The following is a 23,158-nucleotide window of genomic DNA, read 5'->3' on the forward strand; positions in this document are numbered from 1 at the left end:
CCGATTATCCCCAACACGCCGCGGATTACAAGCGTGTCCGTGTTAAAGGTTGACGAAACGTCAGTGGTTTCCCCACATCGTCAGTTGGAAACCGTTGTCACATAAGGGTTTCAATTTTCTCGAAACAACATTAACTTCTGTGGATGAAGTCAGGCCGCGAACTGTTTCGGCGTCTGCCCGGCCGCGCAGTCGATCGAGCCGCGCTCGGTCACGATGGCGCTCAGCAGTGCGACCGGCGTCACGTCGAAGGCCGGATTGGCGACAGCGCGGCCGGCGTCGAGCACCGTGACGCCGCCCTCGGCGCCCCGCACGACGCGCACCTCGTCGCCACTGCGTTCCTCGATAGGTATCGCATCGCCGTCGGCACAGCTCTGGTCTATGGTCGACCACGGCGCAGCGACCCAGAAGGGCAGTGCATGCGCGTGTGCCGCCAGCGCCTTCAGATAGCTGCCCACCTTGTTCGCGGTGTCGCCATTCGCCGCGATGCGGTCGGCGCCGATCACCACCGCGTCGACGCGGCCTTCGCGCATCAGCTGACCGGCGGCGTTGTCGGCGATCACGGTGTGCGGCACGCCGGCGCGCGCCAGTTCCCAGGCGGTCAGCAGGCCCTGGTTGCGCGGCCGCGTTTCCGACACCCAGACGTGGATGTCCAGCCCGGCCTGCTGCGCCAGATAGATACCGGACAGTGCAGTGCCCCAGCCGGTCGTGGCCAGCCAGCCGGCGTTGCAGTGGGTCATCAGATCGATGCGGCCGGATGCCGGCAGCGCGCGGATCAGCGCCAGCGTGTGTTCGCCGATGGCGCGGTTGGCAGCGCGGTCCTCGTCGCAGATCGCCAGCGCCTCGTGCCACGCGGCGTCGGCCCGCACCGAAGGTGCCAGCGGACGTACCGCGCGTGCGACCCGGTCCAGCGCCCAGGCCAGATTGACCGCGGTCGGTCGGGTGGCGGCCAGCGTGCCTCGGGCGGCGTCGAGCGCGGCGTCGTCGGCCGCCTCACGCAGCGCCAGCGCCAGACCGAAGGCGCCGATGGCGCCGATCAGCGGCGCGCCGCGCACCTGCATCGAGGCGATCGCGTGGGCCGCCTGCGCAGCGGTGTCGATGCGCAGTTCTTTTTCGGCGAAGGGCAGGCGGGTCTGGTCGAGGATGTGGAGCACATCGTTGTCGATGCGCAGCGGGCTGGGGGTGTCGGTCATGGAGCGGGGCGGGCATGCCGTATTGCGTCGGGGCCTGAAGCATAATCCGCCCTCCAAGCCAGAGCGATGTCTGCCATGCAGGATTACAGCGGCCGCGTGCCGTCCAAGCTGCCCGACGTGGGCACCACGATATTCACCGTCATTTCGCGCGAAGCGGCCGAACTGGGCGCGCTGAACCTGTCGCAGGGCTTTCCCGACTTCACTGCCGGGCCGGAACTGTTCGATGCGGTGGCGCGGCACATGCACGCCGGCCACAACCAGTATTCGCCGATGGCCGGCCAGCCTGCGCTGCGCGCCGCGGTGTCCGCCAAGATGGCCGCGGTGTATGGCGCACAGTACGACCCGGAAACCGAAATCACCATCACCGCCGGCGCCACCCAGGCCGTCTACACCGCGATCACCGCGCTGGCCGGGCCGGGCGACGAGGTGATCATTTTCGAGCCGGCCTTCGACAGCTATCTGCCGGGTATCCGGCTGGCGGGCGCGACGCCGGTATTCATCCGGCTGGAGGCGCCGCACTTCCTGCCGGACTGGGACGCGGTGGCGCGCGCGATCACGCCGCGCACGCGCCTCATCGTCACCAATACGCCACACAACCCGACCGGCGCTGCCTGGTCGCTGGACGACCAGCGCCGGCTGGCCGCGCTGTGCGACGGCCGCGACATTCTGGTCATTTCGGACGAGGTGTACGAACACATCATGTTCGACGGCCGGGAGCACGCGAGCGCCTGCCGCGTGCCGGAACTGGCGGCGCGCACGCTGCTGGTGTCCAGCTTCGGCAAGACCTTCCACGTCACCGGCTGGAAGGTGGGCTTCGTCTGCGCGCCGCCGTCGCTGACCGCCGAATTCCGCCGCGTGCATCAGTTCAACGTGTTCGCAGTGAACACGCCCTGCCAGCTCGGGCTGGCCGACTACATGGCGGACACCTCGCGCTACCTCGACCTCGGCGCCTTCTACCAGAAGAAGCGCGACGACTTCCGCGCTCGCATGGCCGCTTCACGCTTCGAACTGCTGGACTGCGCCGGCACCTATTTCCAGCTCGCCCGCTATCACGCGATCGCCGACGAGCCGGACGCCGTGTTCGTACGCCGGCTGATGCGCGAAGCGGGCGTGGCCACCATACCGGTGTCAGCCTTCCACCACGATGGCTTCGACGCGAAGCTCATCCGTTTCTGCTTCGCCAAGAGCGAAGCGCTCATTGCACAGGCCTGCGAGCGCCTGTGCGCCTATTGAAAGCTGCAATGGAAAACGTCGATTTCGAACTGCGGGGCGACTACGTCGCCCTGTGCGACCTGCTGAAGATTGCCGGTGTCGTCACCAGTGGCGGCGAGGGCAAGGCCCGCGTCGACGCCGGTGGCGTGATGGTGGACGGCCAGCCGGAATCGCGTCGCACCGCCAAGATCCGCGCCGGTCAGGTGGTGGAGTGCGACGGCGTGCGCGTCAAGGTGCGCGGCACAGCCGAGTAATCGCGGGGCGGCAGCTGCCGCCGATGGTGCGTCTGCATGCCGCGTGAGAGGGTCGTGTCACACGACACCGGTTCTCTGCGGCAGCGAGCGCCGCTCGCGATGCGGCGGAAGAACTCATCAGCGGATTTTTTCGCGCACCGTCACGAGCAGCGCCCGCGCCGGCGACGGAACCCGCGCATGGGGCGGATGCGCGCCTGCGCGCGGTGTTTTCCGGCGTGACCGGACAGTCGGCGACCAGGGCGTCACCGGCGATCGCCGATCGCGCGTCCGGGCCTCGCATCGACCCGCCACGTCTCTCCTCTACGCAGCGATACCCCTTCGAACTCGAGCACCGGCGATGACCGCAGCGGCATCGTGCCGGTGTCGACTGCGCGCATTGGCACCCGGTGCCCATGGCGGACCACGGGCAGCAAGAGGGTTCCGTACGACGCACCGGATGCGAAAGCGCGGCGTCGGGCGCCAATGACATTGCGCTGGGCCGGCGCATCCACCTCCGGTCGACGGTGAGGTCCGTCCGGTCAGGGACGGATCGAGCGAGGCAGCGATCACGCCGATGACGGTTATGTGCGCCAGCCAACGGACCCCGCGTCACAGGGGCACTACCGTGCAGCAACGTGCACATGCCATGAGGCATGACGCCCGCCACTCCGCACTTCACCAGAAGGACTGTCATGGCAATCTCGACCGCTGCACCGCTCGATCCGCCCGCACGCGGATACGGCCTGTCCGACACTCAACTCGATCGCCCACGCCCGATGAACAGCGCCGTGTCATGGGGGGCCATCGCGGCTGGCGCTGCCGCCGGCGCCGCCCTGTCGCTGATCCTGCTGATCCTCGGCGTGGGGCTCGGCCTGTCTTCGGTATCGCCATGGGCGCTCGAAGGCGTCAGCGCAGCGACCTTCGGCGTGTCCACCATCGTGTGGCTGACGCTCACGCAGTTGCTCTCCTCTGCAATGGGGGGCTATCTGGCTGGCAGGCTGCGCACACGATGGATGGACACGCCCGCTGACGAGATCTACTTCCGTGATACCGCGCATGGTTTTCTGGCGTGGGCCGTCGCTTCGCTGACCACGGCCGCGCTGCTGACCTCGGTGATCGGGTCCATCCTCAGCGGCGGCATCCAGGCCGGGGCCTCGGCAGTCGGCGGCGCAGCGATCACGGCCTCTGCGGCTGCGGGCGGCCTCGCCGCATCGGGGAGCGCGGCGTCGGATGACGGTGGGCCGATGGCCTACTTCGTCGACGCCCTGTTTCGCGCGGACGGGCCTGCCTCGACGGCCGGTTCGTCGGAGGCCGAGACGCCGGTCACCGCTTCGGAGCGCGCGTTGTCCGTCGATGTCGCGGAAGTCAGCCGGATATTCATGAACGTCAGCCGTTCCGCACCCCTGCCGCCGGATGACCTGCGTTATGTCGGTCGGCTGGTCGCCCAGCGCACCGGCATGTCGCAGCAGGACGCGGAGAAACGCGTGACCGACCTTTATGCGCGTGCCCAGGCCAGGCTGAACGAGGCCGAAATCGCCGCGAAGGAGGCCGCCGACGCGGCACGAAAGGCGTCCGCCTACGCTGCACTGTGGGTCTTCGTATCCCTGCTCATCGGCGCGTTCGTCGCCAGCCTGGCAGCGACCTGCGGTGGCCGGCAGCGTGACGCCTGACGGGGCGGTTCGAACACTCCACATCACGAGGCCACCATGCGTTCACTGTTGCTCCTGCTTCTCGGCATTCCCATCCCGATCATCATCCTGATCGCGCTGTTCGTGCATTGATTGCACCTCTCTCATCCGCAACAAAGCCAAGGAACCGCCATGACTACGAACACCCGGAACACTGCCGCATCGAAGACACCCGCCGTCGCAAAGGACGCCATTGCCCTGCTCAGAGCCGACCATGGAACAGTCAGCGGCCTGTTTGCCGAGTACGAAAAGACGGACTCGAGCAAGAAGAAGAAAGCACTCGTCGCCGAGATATGTGCCGAACTGAGCGTGCATGCGCAGATCGAGGAAGAGATCTTCTACCCGGCGGTCAAGGCGGCACTGAAGGACAAGCTGCTGGTACCGGAGGCCGTGGTCGAACACGCCAGCCTGATGGACCTGATCGCACAGATCGAAGGCATCGACCCGGACGGCGAAAGCTATGAAGCCAAGGTGAAGGTGCTGTCCGAGTACGTCAAACATCACGTCAAGGAGGAGCAGGACGAAATGTTCCCCAAGGCGAAGGCGTCCTCACTCGACCTTGTCGAACTGGGTGACCGGATGGCGGCGCGCAAGGCTGATTTGCTCGCCGCCCGCGGCTGACGCAGGCGCACCGTCCCGTCCAGTGCGCAGAACGAACCCCTTGATGAGCATGTGGCTGAGCGGCGCCCACCGGATGGCCGGGAGGATGCGCGGCCAGGCGACCGCAGCGGCCAGGCGTCAGATCGACGCCGCCGTGATCGAGCTTTTCCACGACACGCTGACGGCCCTGTCCGGCAGGTCAGTGCCGGCCGCGCCCAGGACCAGGCTACGACGGCGCCGCTGATTCATCCGCCGTCCGGACGGCCTCCTGCGGCCGACCCTGAAGGCGGAAGGCAGGTCTCCCCTGCTGCCGGATTGCGTCGGTGCTGCCACGCAGGTCCGATGACCGAAGCACTCTCCACACGCCTCTTGATGGCCGATCGGGCCCGAGGCGTTCCACGCCTCACCTTCGTTGCACTCACCGCGGGACAATCATGAAGAGAGATTACGCATTCGCGGCTCCCAATCCGTCGCTGACCTTGCTGGAACCGTTTCGTGCGGCAATGGAGTTCGCCTTCCAGCAATGCTCCGCACCGCGCGAAGCGGTGCCCGGCGACGGGCATCCGGTGGTCATCTTCCCGGGTCTGGGGACCGACGGCACGTCGGTGTCCATTCTGCGCGCCCACTGCCGGCAACTTGGCTACGAGGCCTTCGACTGGGGGCAGGGCGTCAATGTCGGGCCTCAATGTGAGCTCGGCGCCTGGCTCGCGGGCCTCGCGGACCGGATATCCGTCCAGCTGGAGAAACACGCACAACCCGCGACGCTCATCGGCTGGAGCCTGGGTGGCCTGTATGCACGCGAACTGGGCAAGTTGATCGCCCCCAGGCTGCGGCAGGTGATCACCATCGCCACACCGTTCAACGGCGGCGCCGCCGACAGCAACGCGAGCTGGCTATCAAGTGTGCTGGGCGGTCGTGCAGCCAGCATCGATCCGTCATGGATCGAGCGCCTTCGCGTACCACCGCCCCTCCGTACCACCTCCATCTACAGCCGGTCGGATGGTGTGGTGGCGTGGGAAACCTGCCGTCATGGCACGCGCTCCCGGCTCACCCAGGACATCGAGGTCGACGGCAGCCACATGGGCATGGGCTGGAACCGGGAGGTACTGGACATCGTCGCCGATCGACTGGGCCAGCATGCGGGCCCCTGGCGCCGCTACGTCGGCACGGCCTGAGGGACATCGGCGTGTCGTGATTCTCATCCGCACCGTTCGCAGCGTTCACACCGCCGCTGCGGCATCAACCTTTCAGGACGCTCCCATGAAAAAGACAGCCCCCAGCCACCCTGCCGCCGACACGCGGCCCACCCCGGCAAACGACCCCGGTGCCGCTCACAGGCTCGCGCAACAAGCGGCCGACGTCGAGGCGCTCGCCGGGTCAATGCCGCACAATGCCAGCAAGAGCAGCGAGTACGGACGGAATACTGCGATCGCGCCACCGGCGGGACAGGTGCTGGATCGGGCGAACGCGCTGACGTCGGCCAGCACGCTCAGCGAATGCAATCACTCGGCCAAGACCGGCGATGGCGCCACTTCGCTGGACCGGGCCCGGACCGACTCCAGCGGACAGACGCTGACGACCAATCAGGGCGTCGCAGTCGCCGACAACCAGAGTTCGCTGAAGGCCGGCCTGCGCGGACCGACCCTGCTTGAAGATTTCATCCTGCGCGAGAAGATCACGCACTTCGACCACGAACGCATTCCGGAGCGCGTGGTGCATGCCCGGGGGTCGGCCGCGCACGGCTATTTCGAGGCCTACCAGCCGCTGACCGGGCTCACGCGCGCGGCGCCCTTCCAGGAGGCCGGCAAGATCACGCCGGTATTCGTGCGCTTCTCCACCGTCGCAGGTGAACGGGGTTCAGTCGACACGGCACGCGATGTCCGCGGTTTCGCCGTCAAGTTCTACACCGACGAGGGCAATTGGGACCTGGTGGGCAACAACATCCCGGTCTTCTTCATCCAGGACGCGATGAAGTTCCCGGACCTGGTGCACGCCGTGAAGCCCGAACCGCACAACGGGATGCCGCAGGCGGCGTCAGCCCATGACACCTTCTGGGACTTTGCGTCGCTGATGCCGGAGACCACGCACACGCTGATGTGGGTGATGTCCGACCGCGGCATACCGCGCAGCCTGCGGATGATGCAGGGCTTCGGCGTACATACCTTCCGGCTGGTCAATGCGGCGGGCGAGTCGCACTTCGTCAAGTTCCACTGGACGCCCCGACTCGGCACCCACTCGCTGGTCTGGGATGAAGCGGTCAAGATCGCCGGCGCCGACGCTGACTTCCATCGCCGCGACCTGTGGGACGCGATCGAAGCCGGCGAGTACCCGGAATGGGAACTTGGCCTGCAGATATTCACCGAAGCCCAGGCCGAAAGCTTCAGCTTCGATGTGCTCGATGCAACCAAGCTGATCCCGGAAGAACTGGTGCCGGTGACGCCGGTCGGCCGCATGGTACTCAACCGCAATCCGGACAATTTCTTTGCCGAAACCGAGCAGGTCGCCTTCTGTACCGCGCATGTGGTGCCCGGCATCGACTTCAGCAACGACCCGCTGCTGGCCGGGCGCATACATTCGTACATCGATACCCAGATCACCCGGCTGGGCGGCGCGAATTTCCACGAGCTGCCGATCAACGCACCACTGGCGCCGGTCCACAACAACCAGCGCGACGGTCTGCATCGCCAGGCCATTGCCCGCGGCAAGGTTGCATACGAGCCGAACTCGCTGGCTGGCGGCTGCCCGTTCCAGGCTGGTGCGGCAGGCTTCGTGTCGTTTCCGCAACCGATCGACGACGACAAGCTGCGTGGCAAGCCGGAGAAGTTTGCCGATCACTACACGCAAGCCACGCTGTTCTATGACAGCCAGACCGAGGTGGAGAAGGCGCACATCGTCGGTGGCTTCCGCTTCGAACTGAGCAAGGTAACCGTGCCGGCCATCCGCGAACGCATGCTCGCTTCGCTGGTGAACGTGTCCGCCGACATGGCCGCGAAGATCGCCGACGGACTGGGCATGAAGTTGCCCGACGCGATGCCGCGAGCGTCGGCGAAACCGGCGGAGCCCGAGGTGATCATATCGCCGGCGCTGTCCCTCACCGCGCGGCCCGGCGACGGCGGGATCCGCACCCGCAAGGTGGCCATCCTGGTTGCCGACGGCGTGCTCGGCGCGTCGGTCGGGGCCGTTCAGGCTGCGCTGAGCGCGGCCGGTGCCGCTGCATGCGTCGTCGCGCCTCGTCTCGGTCCGGTCAGGACCACCGACGGCACGTCGGTGGACGGGACCGGCACGCTGGAGAACTCGCCGCCGGTGCTGTTCGATGCGCTCGTCCTGCCGGATGGGGGGGACGGCGTCGCGCTGTTGGCCCGCCACGGCCAGACGCTGGAGTTCGTGACCAACCAGTATCGCCACGGCAAGACCATGCTGGTCATCGGCGCGTCGAAGGCCTTGCTCGGCAAGGCCGGCATCGCAAGCGAGTTGAGCTCAGGTCTGCCCGATCCGGGCATCGTGCTGGCGAGCGACGATGCGCTGGTCGAAGGTGTGGCGGCGTTTATCGCCGCCCTCGGCAAGCATCGTCATCCGGCACGTGAAACGGACCCGCCGGGTGTCTGAAGGCAGCCCTGTTGTCGACGGGCGGTGATGAGCTGAGAAATGGTGGGCGCGGCCCGGCGCGCAGTCGTCGGGGGCGCGCCTGCTGACTGACGCGCTAGCGCGCGTCTGCGACACGGCGGGCCGCGGCGAGTCCGCTGCGCACGGCGGCTTCCAGTGTGGCCGGATAGTCGGCGACGAGGTAGTCGCCGGCAATCGCGATGCGGGTGTCGCGCGGCTGTTCGATCGCGGCACGTCCCGGCGTGCAGCGGAAGGTGGCGCGGCGTTCGCTGATCGTGCGTACCCACAGCGGATCGGACAGCGCGGGGAACTGGCTGCGCAGCGCGGCCAGTACGGTGCGTTCCGTCTCTTCCCGCGTGCCGCCCGCGGCGGATACGACACCGGCCAGCAGGCCGGGCGGACCGCCGAGCTGGCCGCGGTCGAATACCCAGTGCGGTTCGCCTGCGACGAAGCCGGTCATCGCCGCGGGCAGACGCGTGCGGGCGTCGAATGCGGCATAGACGGTAGTGATGGCTTCGTACGCCAGCGCCGCGACCTGTCGCGCGATGGTCTCCATGCCCGGCAGGTCGCCGAGCAGCGCCGGCAACTGATGCGGGCTGCAGGCGAACACGACGCGGTCGAAGCGCTGCACGCCGTCGGCGCAGTCGATGGCGAAGCCGTCGGCCCGCTCGCGCACCGTGCGCACGCGCGTTCCGGTGTTCACTGCTGCGCCGTGCGCACGCAGCCAGAACAGCGCCGGTTCCGGCAACAGGCTTCCGAGGTCGGCGCGCGGCAGCAGCAGGTCGGCCGCGCCCGGTGGCCCCATCAGGCTGTCGGTCAGCACGCGCGCGAACACGCGGGCGCTGGACTGTTCGATCGAGGTGTTCAGCGCGGCGACGCACAGCGGCGCCCACAGGTGCGTGATTGCGCCCGGCGTCTGCGCGCTGCGTGAGAGCAGGGCGGCGACGCTCTCGTCGGCGCCCGGGGCACGGCGGATCGCGCGCATCAGCCGCAGTGCCGCCAGACGGTCGCGCCAGCTCATGCCTCGGGCGCGCAGGAAGGCGAGGGCGATGCCGAGGCGCCCGCTGCTCTGCGCGCGCAGCGAGAAGCCATCGTCGAATTCGAGCGCCAGCGGCAAGCGCTGCAGCAGCGCGTCGGGGTCTGCGCCGACGGCACGCATGAGCGCCAGCGTTTCGCTGTAGGCGCCGATCAGGATGTGCTGGCCGTTGTCGAGCGGCAGACCGTCCATGTGTACGGTGCGCGCGCGACCGCCCACCTGGGGCGCGGCCTCGAACACCGTCGGCTGAAGCCCACGGCGTACGCAGTCGACCGCGCAGGCCAGGCCGGCCCAGCCGCCACCGACGATGGCGACCGTGGTACTCAACTTTTCAGCCAGGTTTTCCACGCCAGCCACAGTTTGCGCAGCGGCGTCAGCGCGATGCGCCGATCGAGTACGCGGCAGCCGTCGCGCTCGATCTCGTCGAGCAGGGTGCGGTAGATCGCCGCCATCACCAGACCCGGTCGCTGCGCCGCGCGATCCTGTTTCGGCAGCGCTGCCATCGCCTGTTCGTAGTACTGGCGGGCGCGCGCGATCTGGAACTCCATCAGTTGCCGGAATTCGTCGCTGTAGCGCGCGTTCAGGATGTCGGCGGCGCGCACGTTGAAGCGCTGCAGTTCCTCGACCGGCAGGTAGATGCGACCGCGTCGCGCGTCCTCGCCCACGTCGCGGATGATGTTGGTGAGCTGGAAGGCGATGCCCAGATCGTGCGCATACTTCTGCGTGTCGCGGTGCGTCGAGCCGAAGATCTGCGAGGCGAGCAGACCGACCACCGACGCGACGCGGTAGCAGTAGAGCTGCAGCCCCTTGAAGTCGAGATAGCGCGACTGGTCGAGATCCATCTCCATGCCGTCGATGATTTCGAGCAGCTGTTCGCGCGGCAGGCCGTAGTCGCGGATGGCCGGCAGCAGCGCCAGACAGACCGGATGCTCCGGCGTGCCGTCGAAGCAGGCGTCGATCTGCGTGCGCCACCAGGCGAGCTGGGTGCGCGCGATGCCGACGTCCTCGGTTTCGTCGACCACGTCGTCGACCTCGCGGCAGAAGGCGTACAGCGCGGTGATCGCGCGGCGGCGCGGCGGCGGCAGGAAAAGGAAGCTGTAATAGAAGGACGAGCCGCTCTTCGCGGCGCGGTCCTGACAGTATTCGTCGGGAGTCATCGGTAGGTGAGGGCCTTGAGGCCGATCAGCGGCCAGTCGGTTCGGCCCAGTTTCGGGCGGCGGCGGAACACATCGTAATCGACCTGTTCGATGCGCTGCAAAATGCGCAGCCCGCCCTGCACGATCAGGCGCAGTTCCCAGCCGATGCGACCGGGCAGGCGACGTGCCAGCGGCATGCCGGAGCGCATCAGTGCACGGGCGTCATCGACCAGGTGTTTCATCATGGCGCGGAAGGCTTCGTCGCAGCGGGCCTCACGCAGATGCGCCTCGGTCACGCCGAAGCGCGCCATCGTGTCGAGCGGAATGTAGATGCGGCCGGGCGGCAGGCCGTCGGCGTTCTTGCCGATGTCGATGGCGACGTCCTGCCAGTGGTTGATCAGCTGCAGCGCGCTGCAGATCGCGTCGGACTGCGCGAGGCTTTCCGCGTCATCGACCTTGTACAGGCAGAGCAGCAGCCGGCCGATCGGGTCGGCCGAGCGGCGGCAGTAGTCGCGCAGTTCGGCGTCGTTTGCGTAGCGGGTCGTCACCACGTCCTGCGCAAACGCGTCGAGCAGGTCGTGGAACAGCGGCAGCGGCAGCGACCAGGCGCGGACGGTGCGGGCCAGCCGGGCGTGTATCGGGTCGTCCGGCACGCCGCCGCGTTCGATGACGCGCAACTGTTCGCGGCACAGTTCGAGCGCGGTCAGGCGCGCCTCCGGGGCGGCCTCGCCCTCGTCGGCGATGTCGTCCGCATTGCGGGCGAACCAGTAGATGGCCGCGACCGGCTCGCGCAGCGCGGGCGGCATCAGGCGGGAGGCGACCGGGAAGTTTTCGTAGTGTTCGACCGACATGGGGCGCCGAGTATACCGGGGGCGGGTGTACAATCCGCGCCGCGTGCCCAGGTGGCGAAATTGGTAGACGCACTGGATTTAGGTTCCAGCGCCGCAAGGCGTGGAGGTTCGAGTCCTCTCCTGGGCACCAGCCTGCGCTTGTTCAGCCAGGCTTTCTCGCCACCATCCCCACGAGTGCCGACTGTCCGCGATGCGCGGAGCCTTCGTCGAGCACGTCCTCGTATTCGTCCAGCCGCTCGATGTCGAAGTCGCCGAAGGCTTCGTGCAGCATCGCGGCGGTGTACAGGTTCTCGATGGCCGACGGCCCGCCGGTGCGGTAGTCGAGCTGTTTCGGCGTATAGCCCTGCAGCACGATGCGACCGCCCGGGCGCAGCGTGCGCTTCAGATTTTCGAACAGCCGGGCGCGTTCGTCGGGTGCCGCGAACTGGATGAAAATGCCCACCACCAGATCGAAGGCTTCGTCCGGATAGGTCCAGTTCAGCGCGTCGGCCAGCGCGAAATCGACCCGTACGCCGCGCGCGGCAGCCAGTGCTTCGGCCTTGTCGAGTGCAACTGGCGACAGTTCGGTCGCCGTCACGTCCAGCCCCTGTTCGGCCAGCCAGACCGCATTGCGGCCTTCGCCGTCGGCCACGCTGAGCGCGCGCTGTCCTGCACGGAGCAGGCCGGCCTGTGCAGCGAGGAAGCGGTTCGGCGCGGTGCCGAACAGATAGGCCTCGCCAACGGCACGGTACTTGTCAGACCAGAAGTCCTGCGCGTCGGCGTGGCTCATCAGTCCTGGATGTGGCCCATGCGCTGGGCCTTGGTCGCGAGGTAGCGGTGGTTCATCGGGTTGGCACCGGCGTGCAGCGGAATGCGCTCGACCACTTCGACGCCCTCGCTCTCCAGTGCCCGCACCTTCAGCGGATTGTTGGTGAGCAGGCGGGCCTGACGGATGCCGAGGCTGCGCACGATGTGCGCTGCGTAGCGGTAATCGCGCGCGTCGTCCTCGAAACCCAGCATGCGGTTGGCGTCCACCGTGTCGGCGCCGCTGTCCTGCAGCGCGTAGGCGCGGATCTTGTTGATCAGGCCGATGCCGCGCCCCTCCTGTCGCAGGTAGACCAGGGCACCGCGGCCTTCGGCAGCAATCGCGCGCAGCGACGCTTCGAGCTGCGGGCCGCAATCGCAGCGCAGGCTGAACAGCGTGTCTCCGGTCAGGCACTCGGAATGCAGGCGCAGCATGACCGGCGCGCCGTCGCTGAAGTCGCCCAGCGTCAGCGCAACGTGTTCGAGCCCGGTCTTCGGGTCGGCGTAGCCGTGCAGCGTGAAGTCGGCCCAACGGGTGGGCAGCCGGCAGACGATGTCCGACGGAGCGGTCGCGTGCGCGGTGGCGTCGGCCGGGTGGCGGCCGGCGTTGTCGCCTTCCGGCAGGTGGCCGATGGCGCGGTACTTCTTTTCACTGGAGTGCGTGCTCATGTGCTGCTTTGTGTTGGGGCCTGAAGCGGAGTGCGGGAGCAGGCCAAGGGGCGTAAGTATGGCCCATGTTGTGCTCGGGGCGGCACGGTCAGCTTAACCAGCGGGCGATCAGCGGCACGACAATCGCCGTGACGACACCATTCAATCCCATTGCAAGCGCGGAGAAGGCGCCGGCCGTCTCGCCGAGCTGAAAGGCGCGCGCGGTGCCGATGCCATGCGCGCTCATGCCGATGGCGAAGCCGGTTACCGCCGGGTCACGGGTGCCGGTGGCCTTGAGCAGCGCGGGGCCGATGACGGCACCGACGATGCCGGTCAGGATGACCAGAATGGCGGTCAGTGAAGGCAGGCCGCCGATCTTTTCCGAAATGCCCATGGCGATCGGCGTGGTGACCGATTTCGGCGCCAGCGACAGCAGCGTACGCGGCTCGGCGCCGAGCGCCTGCGCGATCCACCATACGGACAGCACCGACACCACCGACCCGGCCAGCAGCGCCAGCATGGACGGGCCGAACAGCTGCTTCAGCCTGGGTAGCTGCGCGTAAAGCGGAACAGCCAGGGCGACCGTGGCCGGGCCGAGCAGGAAATGGACGAACTGGGCGCCGTCGAAATAGACGGCGTAGGGCGTGCCGGTCAGCGTGAGCAGGGCGACGATGAGGGCGACCGCCAGGGCGACCGGATTGGCCAGCGGGTGCGACCCGAGCTTGAGGTAGAGCGCATGCGCCGCCTGGTAGGCCAGCAGCGTCAGCGTGAGGCCGAGCAGCGGGCTGGCCGCCAGATAGACCCAAAGCTCGCGGATTTCGCCCGTCATCGACCACGCGCTCCGAGGCGCAGCACGGCAGCGGTGAGCAGCAGCGTGATCGCGCAGCTCAGCACGACGGCGGTCAATGTTGGCAGCCATTCGCGGGCGAGCAGAGTGGCGTGCACCATGATGCCGGCGCCGGCCGGTACGAACAGCAGCGACAGGTGCTGCAGCAGGGTGTTTGCCGTTTCGCGCAGCGGTGCCGGGGTGTCGCGGCGGATCATCAGGGCGGCGAACAGCAGCGCCATGCCGACCACCGGGCCCGGCACCGGCAGCCCCAGCCACTGGACCAGCACTTCCCCGATCAGCTGCAGCACCAGCAGCAGGGTGAGCGACGCGAGCATGACGACCTCCGGCCTTGATACATGACCGGATTCTACGGCGTCCGCGGATGTGAAAAGGCCCCGGTCCTTGCGGTACCGGGGCCTTCGCTGACGGGTTTCGATCGCCGGATCAGCGATAGCCGGCGCGGTCGAACACCTTCTGCGCCTGGGCCGTCGTGCGGGCCAGTTCGCCCACGTTCAGCGTGTCGGCCTTGAAGTTGCCGAGCGACTTCAGTTCCGGGTTCGCCACCACGGCCGACTTCACCACCGGCCACTCGTTGTTGCCGTTGGCGAAATAGGCCTGCGCCTCGTCCGAGGCGAGGTATTCCAGGAACTTGACTGCGGCGTCCTTGTTCGGCGCCGTCTTCAGCACGCCGCCGCCGGAAATGTTGATGTGGGTGCCGAAGCTGGACTGGTTGGGCCACACGACGCCGACCTTTTCCATCATCGAGCGGTCTTCCGCTTTGCCCGAGCGCAGCAGGCGCACCAGGTAGTAGGTGTTCGACACCGCCACGTCGCACTCGCCGGCCGCCACCGCCTTGATCTGGTCGGTGTCGCCGCCCTTCGGGGCGCGTGCGAAGTTGGCGACCACGCCGCGTGCCCACTCTTCGGTCTTCGCCTCGCCCCAGTGCTGGATCAGCGCCGCGCCGAGCGACACGTTGTATGGGTGGGCGCCGGAGCGCGAACAGAGCTTGCCCTTCAGCGCCGGCTTGGCCAGGTCTTCGTAGTTGGCGACGTCGGCCGACTTCAGCTTCATCTTGTTGTAGATGATGACGCGGGCGCGGGTCGAGAACGCGAACCAGTTGTTCTCGGGGTCACGCAGGTGGGCGGGAATGCGCTCTTCGAGCACGGCGGACTTTACCGGGGCGAACAGGCCGAGCGCGTCGGCCTGGGCCAGGCGCGAGGCGTCGACGGTGATGAACACGTCGGCCGGGCTGTTGGCGCCTTCGTTGCGGATGCGCTCGACCAGTTCGTCTTCCTTGCCTTCGATGCGGTTGATCTTGATGCCGGTCTGGCGCGTGAAGTTCGAGTACAGCGCTTCGTCCGTCTGATAGTGACGGGCTGAGTAGAGGTTCAGCACCTTTTCCTGCGCAAGCGCCGGGGTCAGCGCGAAGGCGGCGGTCAGCGCCGTTGCGAGGCGGATGAGTCGGGATTTCATGGTCGCTCCAGGAGATACGGTCGCAAGGTTCGTGCGCGAATCAGTGCGTCACGATGCGGCCGGAAATTAGCAGAAGCAATTCGCAATTGCAAAGCATTCGCAATTGCGCTACCGTGAATGCGAATCGTTCTCAAAAGGATGTTCGCATGGACGCTGTTCTGGTCGGGGCCGATCGCCTCGGCAACATTCCCGAGGTGCTGGCCGAGTTCGGCCTGAAGATCCGTCATCACATCACCGGTCGCGATCCCAAGCACCAGCGGCAGGCGCAGCGCCTGCCCGGCGGGACCGACGTGGTGATCCTGTTTACCGACTTTCTCGGCCACAACGTGATGAAAGCCTACCGCGACGCGGCACGCGACAGCGGCGTGCCGGTGGTGGCCTGCCGTCGTTCGGTGTGTGCGTTGAAAACAGCGCTGGAGGGGTGCGGCGCGGTCAAGTGCGCGGCGTGTCCCCGCGCGAAGTGAAGCCGGCCGGAAGGAATCAGCGCAGCGAAATGCTGCTGCCCTGATCGACGTCGATCCGGCGCGCGCCGTTGAAGCGCTTGGCCCAGTAGCGGCCGGTCATGTCGTCGACACGCACGCCGCCGCCGCGCGAATTGGCGTGCATGAACTTGTTGTCGCCGAGGTAGATGCCGACGTGCGAGAAGGAGCGGCGAAGCGTGTTGAAGAACACCAGGTCGCCCGGCTGCAGTTCGTCCTTCGGAATCGTTTCACCGACACGTGCCATTTCAACCGCGGTACGCGGCAGCAGCACGCCCAGCGCATCGGAAAACACGTGGCGCACGAAACCGCTGCAGTCGAAGCCACTCTGCGGCGTATTGCCGCCGAAGCGGTAGCGGATGCCGAGCAGGGACAGGCCGTTGTCGATCAGGTCGGTCACCGCATCGGCTGCGGCGTTGGCGTGCTCGATCACGCGCTCGCCGGAGAACGGACCGTAGAGCGTCGTGAATACGCCGCTTTCCGGTGCCGCAGCGGGCTCGGCCCGAACGGCGGGGGAGGCGAGAAGTGCGCAGGCAGAAGCGACGCACAACCACATCCGGAGAAGGGATATTCGGAGCATGGGGCCGGAATATACCGACGCAACCCCCATCTGCCAAGTTTTCCGACACCGCCAACATGTTGCGCGACAGCGCGCCGGCTTCCCCTACAATCGCGGGTCCGACCATCCCAGCCGACGCGCGGCCCATGAGTGATTCCCCGCCCAGCGATGATGTGATGCACGCCAAGGTGCTTGTCGTAGACGACTCGCGCATGGTGCGCGCGTCCATCATCAAACGCATCCGCGACCGCTTCGAGTGTCGCGAGGAGGCCGACGGCGAAGCCGGCTGGGCGACGTTGCTGGTCGATGATTCGATCCAGGTCGTGCTGTCTGATCTGAGCATGCCGCACCTCGATGGCTACGGCCTGCTCGAACGCATCCGCGCCTCGCACATCCAGCGCATCGCCGACATTCCGGTGATCATGATTTCCGGCGACGAGGATGACGCGGCACGCGAGCGTGCGCGGGCACTCGGCGCCACCGACTTCATCACCAAGGGCATCGGCACGGTCGAGCTGCTGTCGCGCATCGAATCCGCCAGCCGGCTCAGCAAGACCTCCCGCGAACTCGCCGACAGCCGCGAGGCGCTGGCCGCCGCCTCGCCGATCGACCCGGATTCGGGCATGGCGACGCCACAGTACATGGAAATCCACGGCGCGCAGCTGATGTCTGCCGCGGCGCGCTACCACGGTCAGGTCAGCGTACTGATCGTCGGCATCGACAACTTCGGCGAGATCACCCGCAACTTCGGTCGCCACGTGACCGACCTGATCATGCGCAAGCTGGCCAAGGTGCTGGCCACCAAGGTGCGCAAGGAAGACACCTTCTCGCAGATCGGCGACGGCCAGTTCGCCATCATCACGCCCGACATCAGCCTGCAGAGCGCGGAACAGTTCGCCAACCGGATGCGCAGCGTGATCGGTGCGACAGCGATGCAGTATCGCGGCCAGACGCTGCGCATCAGCCTGAACATCGGCGTCGCGAACAGTCTGGCCGACCAGGCCGATTCGGTGTCGCAGATGCTGGGCCTTGCGGTGGCGCGTGCCGATCTGGCGCACCGCGAGGGCGGCAACGCGGTGCGCAGCACTGGCGGCGAGCCGCAGAAATTCGCGTGGACGGCCGGCATCGTCAGCATCGAGCGCGCGCTGCTGCTGATCAAGTCGGGCGCACAGGCCGAAATCGAGCCGCAGCTGCCGGCGCTGATCTACCGGCTGCTGCCGCTGCTGGAATTGATCGGAGTCAAGTACGACTGCAACATTCCGCTCGACTGCTTGCGCGAGCACGCAGCCGAAGCCGATACTTCGCTCCTCGGCAAGCAGCAGCCAAGCTAGTTCGGCAAGCAGAAACACAATAACAAGATCAATCAGGTCAATTCACAGTGGTGCGGGGTTGGAGGAGTTGAATGTCAGCAAGCAAGGAATTCCGTGCCCGCTCTATCGCCAAACGCGATGAGTTCTGGGCCGAGCAGGCCGGTCTGATCGACTGGCAGACGCCGCCGCAGCAGATCTGCGATTTTTCCCGTCCGCCTTTTGCCAAGTGGTTCGTCGGCGGTGCCACCAATCTGTGTCACAACGCGGTCGACCGTCATGCCGCGCAGCGTTCGGACGCGCCGGCGCTGATTTTCGTGTCGACCGAGACCGACACCGAGAAGACCTACACCTTCGCCGAACTGCAGCGCGAGGTCGAGCGCACGGCGGCCATCCTGCAGTCGCTCGGCGTGGGCCGCGGCGACCGCGTGCTGATCTACATGCCGATGATTGCCGAGGCCGCTTTCGCGATGCTGGCGTGTGCGCGCATCGGCGCCATCCACTCGGTGGTGTTCGGCGGCTTCGCCTCCGGTTCGCTGGCCACGCGCATCGATGACGCCCGACCCAAGGTGATCGTGTCGGCCGAGGCCGGCATGCGCGGCGGCAAGGTCGTGCCCTACAAGCATCTGCTGGACGAGGCCTGCTCGCTGGCCGAGCACCCGCCGGAGAAGGTGCTCATGGTCGATCGCGGGCTGGAGAAGGACTTCCCGCGCACCGCCGGCCGCGACGTCGATTACGCGACGCTGCGCGCGCAGCACATGGATGCCCGCGTGCCCTGCGTTTGGCTGGAGTCGAGCGAGCCCTCCTACATCCTGTACACCTCGGGCACCACCGGCAAGCCGAAGGGCGTGCAGCGCGACACCGGCGGCTACGCGGTCGCGCTGGCCGCGTCGATGAAGCACATCTACTGCGGCCACCCGGGCGAAACGATGTTCACGACCTCGGACATCGGCTGGGTCGTCGGTCACTCCTACATCATCTATGGCCCGCTGATTGCCGGCATGGCGACACTGATGTACGAAGGCACGCCGCTGCGCCCCGATCCCGGCATCTGGTGGAGCCTGGTCGAGAAGTACAAGGTGACGGTCATGTTCTCGGCACCGACCGCCGCGCGCGTGCTGAAAAAGCAGGATCCCGCCTACCTGAAGAAGCACGACCTGTCGTCGCTGCGCCATATCTTCCTGGCTGGCGAACCGCTGGACGAGCCGACGCACGAATGGCTGATGACGGCGCTCGACAAGCCGGTCATCGACAACTACTGGCAGACCGAAACCGGCTGGCCCATCCTGTGCGAGCTGCCGGGCGTCGAGAAGACGCCGATCCAGCTCGGTTCGCCGGGTGCGCCGGTGTATGGCTACGACCTGCGCATCTTCCGCGAGGACGGCAGCGAATGCGGCCCGAACGAGAAGGGCATCGTCGGCATCGTGCCGCCGCTGCCGCCCGGTTGCTTGTCCACCGTCTGGGGCGACGACGACCGTTTCGTGCGCACCTATTTCTCGCTGTTCAAGTCGCCGCTGGTCTATTCGTCCTTCGACTGGGGCATCCGTGACGAGGCCGGGTATCACAAGATCCTCGGTCGCACCGACGACGTGATCAACGTGGCCGGGCACCGCCTGGGCACGCGCGAGATCGAGGAGGCCATCCAGGCGCATTCGGCGATTGCCGAGGTTGCCGTGGTCGGCGTCGCCGATGCGCTGAAGGGTCAGATGCCGCTGGCTTTTGCGGTGGTGAAGGACCCGGCCCGGACCGCAACTGCGGAAGACCGCGCCAAGCTGGAGAAGGAAGTGATGCAGACCGTGGACGGCCTGCTCGGTGCGATCGCTCGCCCGGGCCGGGTCGTGTTCGTGAATGGTCTGCCCAAGACCCGTTCCGGCAAGATGCTGCGCCGTTCCATCCAGGCGATTGCGGAAGGGCGCGACCCGGGGGATCTGACCACGCTGGACGATCCGACGACGCTGGATCAGGTGCGCCAGGCGCTGGCCTGATTTCGCTTGCGCACCAGGAAAGGGCACCTGCGGGTGCCCTTTTTTTCTTCCTCTTTCCCGGTTCTCTCTCGTCAGGCGGCGACGATGGTGTGGCGACCGCTCCAGTGTTCGCCGGCGGCCAGCGTCTGCGGGCGCTCGGCGATCGCCGGTTCGATGCAGATCATGCGGCGGAAATCGAGGTCAGGCATGTCGTTCAGCGCCCGGCACTTGTGTTCCCACGGGTTCCAGACGACCAGATCCGGGAATCCTTCGCTCTGGAAACCGAAGGCCCGCGCGCCATCGTGCAGCACCACGGTATCCGGCGCCCGGCGGTAGAGGCGATCGACCTCGTCCTCGACGATGAGGGCGTCCAGCCGGTCGTCCTTCGCCTTGTCGCCGTCGGTAGCATCAAGGTAACGCGTGTTGCGCAGGCCTTCGAGACGGCAGTTTTCGACCTCGGCGACGCGCAGATAGCTGTGCAATGCGGCGGCAAAGTCGAAGGCGGTGGCGCCGGTGTTGTCGACCGAAAGTTCGAGGTCGAGCCGGTTGCCGCCAATCACCACGGTCAGTTCGAGCGCAAAAGCGTGCGGCCACACCGCGCGCGTTGTTTCATCGTCGGTCAGGCGCAGCGTCGCGATGGCAAAGTCCTTCGATACGCGGGTCTGATCGACCTGCCAGACGAGGGTGCGCGCGAAACCGTGGCGCGGGCCGCTGCCGCGCTCGGCGAACTGAGGAAAGATCACCGGGATGCCGCCGCGCAGCGCGCTGCGGCCGTCGAAGCGCGCCTGCGGCGACAGATACAGCCTCTCCTTGCCGCCGGTCGGCACCCAGGACAGCACCTGCGCACCGAACAGGCTGACCACGCAGGTGGCGCCGTCGGGTGAGCGCAGTTCGAGCGCAGGCTGACCGTGAAAGTCTATGGTGTTAACAGAAGCGTCGGTCGAGGTCATTGCGGGCGGCGACAGGAAAAGAGGGCGCACATGTTAGCGCCTGCGGTGCTTCAGTCGTCCAGTCCGGCCCGTACACAGGCCACATAGGCGGCGCCGTCCGGCGGCTGGCGATCGCGCTGCGCGCGCCAGATGGTCTCGCCGAGGCAGTCCAGCACGCGGTGCAGCGCCTCGTGCTCGTCGCCCAGCCTGGCGCGCTGGGCCTCGAAGGCCGCACGTATGCCCGGCGGCTGGTCGATTGCCAGCTGTTCCTCGATCGCCAGGTGCAGCGACAGGTGCAGAAAAGGGTTGGTTTCGCCCAGTTCCGGCGGGTATTCACGGGTCAGTGCGCGTTCGCCCTGGTCGAGCAGTGCGTGGTACTCCGGATGGCGGCCCATCAGGGTCAGTGCCAGCGTTTCCATCTGCGTCAGCGGCTGGTTGCCGCCGCGCTTGGCCCATGTATCGATGAAGAACTGGCGGGCCTGGTCGCGGGAGGGGTTGAACATGGTGCGAAAAGCAGTCTGATGCGGACAGCTATTGCACCACAGCCAGGGATTTACCGCCGGATTAGTACATTTGCATTATTCTTCGGCTTCATCGTCCCGTGTAGCGTCGCTGTTTCCGGCGGCGCGTCGGCATGGGGTCGTCGCGAAGCAGACTGAAGGAGGCTGGCATGGCCCGAGTGTGCTCATCAGTGTTCTTTCCGCGCGTGTCCGAGGATTCTCCGCGGCGCGAATTCCGTTTGCTGGTCGTACAACGCGCGGCGCGCGGGCGGTTCAGTCCGCTCATCCCGCACTGGGCGCAGCTGCCCGGCTGGCAGGTGCGTTCGGCGACAAATCTGGCATCAATGCGCCTGCCGATGGCGGCGATGCGTCCGCATGCGGTACTGGTGGATACCGATCCCGGAACCGCGGCGCGGCTGCTGCGCGACTTTCCCGAGGCGCATCAGGTCCTGCATGTCGATGAGCGGACCGATCCGGCCGACGCGGCCGGCTTCGACGCTGTCGTCTGCTCGAGCTGGTGGCAGCGCGACCGTCATCCCGAGGTGCTGCGTTCGCGCGTCGATGTCATCCACGAAGGCATTGCCAGCGCCCAGCCTCTCGCTGTCGGCAAGGTGCTCAGCCGGGACGGTCGTCCGCTGTTTCGCGGTGAGCCGGTGCTCAGCGTGCTGATGGACGATTGGGCCGATCCGGACGATGCGCAGGCGCTCGCTGGCGCGCTCGAACAGGTATTGCGTGCGCGCACCGACTGTCGAGTGCTGGTCATCGGGCGCCCGCTTCCGTCGGTCAGCGGCAGCGCGTCTGACATCGACCGCATCGACCTCGTCGATGATCCGGGAGAGATGCGTCGTGGTGCGCTGCTGGCCTTGTCCAGGGTGCACCTGCACCCGGGCCGGAGCTCGCAGTCGGCGCTCGAAGCGATGGCGAGCGGGTGCGCTGTGGTTGCGCCGGGACACGCGCCGGCGCGCGAGGTGCTGCGTGACGGCGTGAGCGGATGCCTGGTGGCGGTGGCGAGCGCCGCAGCGCTCGGCGATGCGGCGATCAGACTGCTCGACGACGCGGCAACTGCCGAGCGCTATGGGCGTGAGGCGCGCGCCGACGTTGCCCGCGACTACGATGTGGCAACCGCGGCACGGCGCTACGCCCGCCTGCTGCACGGACCGCTGGACGAAGACGAGGATCTGCCGTGGTCAGCGCTGCCGTGTCGCGATCGCGTTGCGACCTATTCGCTTCATCAGTAGGGGTTCTCGTCCACCTGCACCGCCTGCAGCACGATGGCGGCAATTTCCTCGATCGATTTGTGGGTCGAGTCGAGCCAGCGTATGCCTTCCATGCGCATCAGCTTCTGTGCCGCATCGACTTCGAAGCGGCAGTTGTCGATCGACGCGTAGTGGCTGCCGCGCCGGCGCTCCTCGCGGATCTGCGACAGGCGCTCCGGCGAAATGGTCAGGCCGAACAGCTTGGCGCGGTATTTCACCAGTTCGGTCGGCAGCTTGTTGCGCTCGAAATCCTCAGGAATCAATGGATAGTTCGCCACCTTCACACCGAACTGCATCGCCATGTAGAGGCTGGTCGGCGTCTTGCCGGAGCGGGACACGCCGACCAGGATCACGTCCGCCTGCGCCAGTTCCTTGTGCGACATCCCGTCGTCGTGTGCCAGCGAGAAATTGATCGCCTCGATGCGGCGCTGGTAATCGGCGCTTTCTTCCATGCCCTTCTGGCGGCCAACATTGTGGTTCGCCGCCTGGCCCAGCTCTTCCTCCAGCGGGCCGACGAAGTGCTCGAACATGTCGAGAAAGAGCGCGTCGGCCTGGCGCACCGTGCGCGCTACCTCGGCATTGACGATCGACGTGACGACGATGGGCCGCTCGCCGTCGCGCATCTTGGCTTCGGTCATCCGTTCGACGCAATCGAGCGCGTTATCGACCGAATCGACGAAGGGAACGCGGGTTTGCCGGAACTTCATGCCCTCGAACTGGGAGAGCAGGCTGCGGCCCAGGGTTTCTGCGGTGATGCCGGTACTGTCGGAAATGAAGAAGACGGTTCTCATGGCCATTTGCTCAGGAATCGGAACGTAAACATCACGTTGGACGGAAAAATTTCCGCAGCGCAACACCGACTTTAACTAGAATGCCGGGTTC

General features: G+C 66.8%; 23 protein-coding genes and 1 tRNA gene. 11 read left to right on the forward strand and 13 right to left on the reverse strand.

All coding sequences use genetic code 11. The features are described from left to right. Positions 1–149: 149 nt before the first annotated feature. Positions 150–1,190, reverse strand: a complete 1,041-nt coding sequence (gene mtnA, locus WDZ97_RS03245; protein WP_425761774.1) for an S-methyl-5-thioribose-1-phosphate isomerase — start codon at positions 1,188–1,190, stop codon at positions 150–152. 66 nt (positions 1,191–1,256) lie between these two features. Here mtnA and WDZ97_RS03250 point away from each other — a divergent pair, with 66 nt between their 5' ends. The 6 genes from WDZ97_RS03250 to WDZ97_RS03275 all read left to right on the forward strand — a co-directional run bounded on the left by WDZ97_RS03250 (position 1,257) and on the right by WDZ97_RS03275 (position 8,529). Further along, positions 1,257–2,423, forward strand: coding sequence for a methionine aminotransferase (locus WDZ97_RS03250; RefSeq protein WP_425761775.1), 1,167 nt, complete (start codon positions 1,257–1,259; stop codon positions 2,421–2,423). An 8-nt stretch (positions 2,424–2,431) separates the two neighbouring features. After that, the gene (locus WDZ97_RS03255; protein ID WP_425761776.1) at positions 2,432–2,656 is read left to right on the forward strand and encodes an RNA-binding S4 domain-containing protein; all 225 of its coding nucleotides are present in this window, start codon (positions 2,432–2,434) and stop codon (positions 2,654–2,656) included. Positions 2,657–3,327: 671 nt separating this feature from the next. Continuing rightward, complete coding sequence (locus tag WDZ97_RS03260; RefSeq protein ID WP_425761777.1) at positions 3,328–4,305, forward strand: hypothetical protein; 978 nt, start codon at positions 3,328–3,330, stop codon at positions 4,303–4,305. A gap of 150 nt (positions 4,306–4,455) precedes the next feature. Continuing rightward, on the forward strand, positions 4,456–4,944 hold the full coding sequence (locus WDZ97_RS03265) for a hemerythrin domain-containing protein (RefSeq protein ID WP_304003799.1): 489 nt from the start codon (positions 4,456–4,458) through the stop codon (positions 4,942–4,944). Between the two features lie 413 nt (positions 4,945–5,357). Then, positions 5,358–6,098, forward strand: coding sequence for an esterase/lipase family protein (locus WDZ97_RS03270; RefSeq protein ID WP_425761778.1), 741 nt, complete (start codon positions 5,358–5,360; stop codon positions 6,096–6,098). Positions 6,099–6,183: 85 nt separating this feature from the next. Further along, entirely contained in the window at positions 6,184–8,529 is a 2,346-nt protein-coding gene (locus WDZ97_RS03275) for a catalase (protein ID WP_425761779.1), read from the forward strand. A 94-nt stretch (positions 8,530–8,623) separates the two neighbouring features. On the opposite strand, the gene hpnE is transcribed toward WDZ97_RS03275, so the two are convergent. The 3 genes from hpnE to hpnC are packed head-to-tail and all read right to left on the reverse strand — an operon-like array spanning position 8,624 to position 11,549. Beyond that, positions 8,624–9,889: a hydroxysqualene dehydroxylase HpnE gene (gene hpnE / locus WDZ97_RS03280; RefSeq protein WP_425761780.1), complete on the reverse strand. Its 1,266-nt coding sequence runs from the start codon at positions 9,887–9,889 to the stop codon at positions 8,624–8,626. Further along, entirely contained in the window at positions 9,886–10,719 is an 834-nt protein-coding gene (gene hpnD, locus WDZ97_RS03285; protein ID WP_304003795.1) for a presqualene diphosphate synthase HpnD, read from the reverse strand. The genes hpnE and hpnD overlap by 4 nt, the downstream gene beginning before the upstream one ends. Then, on the reverse strand, positions 10,716–11,549 hold the full coding sequence (gene hpnC / locus WDZ97_RS03290; protein ID WP_425761781.1) for a squalene synthase HpnC: 834 nt from the start codon (positions 11,547–11,549) through the stop codon (positions 10,716–10,718). The genes hpnD and hpnC overlap by 4 nt, the downstream gene beginning before the upstream one ends. 45 nt (positions 11,550–11,594) lie before the next feature. Between hpnC and WDZ97_RS03295 the strand changes: the two genes are divergently transcribed. Then, a tRNA-Leu gene (locus WDZ97_RS03295) sits at positions 11,595–11,679 on the forward strand. A gap of 12 nt (positions 11,680–11,691) precedes the next feature. Here WDZ97_RS03295 and WDZ97_RS03300 read toward each other — a convergent pair. The 5 genes from WDZ97_RS03300 to WDZ97_RS03320 all read right to left on the reverse strand — a co-directional run bounded on the left by WDZ97_RS03300 (position 11,692) and on the right by WDZ97_RS03320 (position 15,282). After that, the gene (locus WDZ97_RS03300; protein WP_425761782.1) at positions 11,692–12,318 is read right to left on the reverse strand and encodes an SAM-dependent methyltransferase; all 627 of its coding nucleotides are present in this window, start codon (positions 12,316–12,318) and stop codon (positions 11,692–11,694) included. Further along, on the reverse strand, positions 12,318–13,001 hold the full coding sequence (ribA, locus tag WDZ97_RS03305) for a GTP cyclohydrolase II (protein WP_304003144.1): 684 nt from the start codon (positions 12,999–13,001) through the stop codon (positions 12,318–12,320). Before ribA ends, WDZ97_RS03300 begins: the two co-directional genes overlap by 1 nt. An 88-nt stretch (positions 13,002–13,089) precedes the next feature. Further along, positions 13,090–13,809, reverse strand: coding sequence for an LrgB family protein (locus WDZ97_RS03310; RefSeq protein WP_304003147.1), 720 nt, complete (start codon positions 13,807–13,809; stop codon positions 13,090–13,092). Continuing rightward, entirely contained in the window at positions 13,806–14,144 is a 339-nt protein-coding gene (locus tag WDZ97_RS03315) for a CidA/LrgA family protein (RefSeq protein ID WP_425761783.1), read from the reverse strand. Before WDZ97_RS03315 ends, WDZ97_RS03310 begins: the two co-directional genes overlap by 4 nt. Positions 14,145–14,253: 109 nt before the next feature. Next, positions 14,254–15,282, reverse strand: coding sequence for a Fe(3+) ABC transporter substrate-binding protein (locus WDZ97_RS03320; protein ID WP_304003150.1), 1,029 nt, complete (start codon positions 15,280–15,282; stop codon positions 14,254–14,256). 113 nt (positions 15,283–15,395) lie between these two features. Here WDZ97_RS03320 and WDZ97_RS03325 point away from each other — a divergent pair, with 113 nt between their 5' ends. Next, complete coding sequence (locus WDZ97_RS03325; RefSeq protein ID WP_296812111.1) at positions 15,396–15,746, forward strand: DUF2325 domain-containing protein; 351 nt, start codon at positions 15,396–15,398, stop codon at positions 15,744–15,746. A gap of 16 nt (positions 15,747–15,762) precedes the next feature. On the opposite strand, the gene WDZ97_RS03330 is transcribed toward WDZ97_RS03325, so the two are convergent. Further along, positions 15,763–16,317, reverse strand: coding sequence for a C40 family peptidase (locus tag WDZ97_RS03330; RefSeq protein WP_425761784.1), 555 nt, complete (start codon positions 16,315–16,317; stop codon positions 15,763–15,765). Positions 16,318–16,466: 149 nt separating this feature from the next. On the opposite strand from WDZ97_RS03330, the gene WDZ97_RS03335 reads away from it, so the two are divergent. Together WDZ97_RS03335 and WDZ97_RS03340 are read left to right on the forward strand one after the other, a co-directional pair. Further along, a complete protein-coding gene (locus WDZ97_RS03335; RefSeq protein WP_425761785.1) occupies positions 16,467–17,651 on the forward strand; it encodes a GGDEF domain-containing response regulator in 1,185 nt (394 codons plus the stop codon). A gap of 71 nt (positions 17,652–17,722) precedes the next feature. Then, entirely contained in the window at positions 17,723–19,612 is a 1,890-nt protein-coding gene (locus tag WDZ97_RS03340; RefSeq protein ID WP_425761786.1) for a propionate--CoA ligase, read from the forward strand. 71 nt (positions 19,613–19,683) lie between these two features. Here the strand turns inward: WDZ97_RS03340 and WDZ97_RS03345 are convergent, their stop codons facing one another. Together WDZ97_RS03345 and WDZ97_RS03350 are read right to left on the reverse strand one after the other, a co-directional pair. Then, positions 19,684–20,541: a D-hexose-6-phosphate mutarotase gene (locus WDZ97_RS03345; protein ID WP_425761787.1), complete on the reverse strand. Its 858-nt coding sequence runs from the start codon at positions 20,539–20,541 to the stop codon at positions 19,684–19,686. Positions 20,542–20,591: 50 nt separating this feature from the next. Beyond that, on the reverse strand, positions 20,592–21,023 hold the full coding sequence (locus WDZ97_RS03350) for a DUF1841 family protein (protein WP_019917889.1): 432 nt from the start codon (positions 21,021–21,023) through the stop codon (positions 20,592–20,594). Positions 21,024–21,190: 167 nt separating this feature from the next. On the opposite strand from WDZ97_RS03350, the gene WDZ97_RS03355 reads away from it, so the two are divergent. Beyond that, positions 21,191–22,258, forward strand: a complete 1,068-nt coding sequence (locus WDZ97_RS03355) for a glycosyltransferase (protein ID WP_425761788.1) — start codon at positions 21,191–21,193, stop codon at positions 22,256–22,258. On the opposite strand, the gene ppsR is transcribed toward WDZ97_RS03355, so the two are convergent. Next, entirely contained in the window at positions 22,252–23,067 is an 816-nt protein-coding gene (ppsR, locus tag WDZ97_RS03360) for a posphoenolpyruvate synthetase regulatory kinase/phosphorylase PpsR (RefSeq protein ID WP_425761789.1), read from the reverse strand. The two genes, WDZ97_RS03355 and ppsR, sit on opposite strands and share 7 nt — an antisense overlap. Between the last annotated feature and the right edge of the window lie 91 nt (positions 23,068–23,158).

The sequence above is a fragment of the Methyloversatilis sp. MC4-4 genome (assembly GCF_049843555.1).
GTDB classification, from domain to species: domain Bacteria; phylum Pseudomonadota; class Gammaproteobacteria; order Burkholderiales; family Rhodocyclaceae; genus Methyloversatilis; species Methyloversatilis discipulorum_B.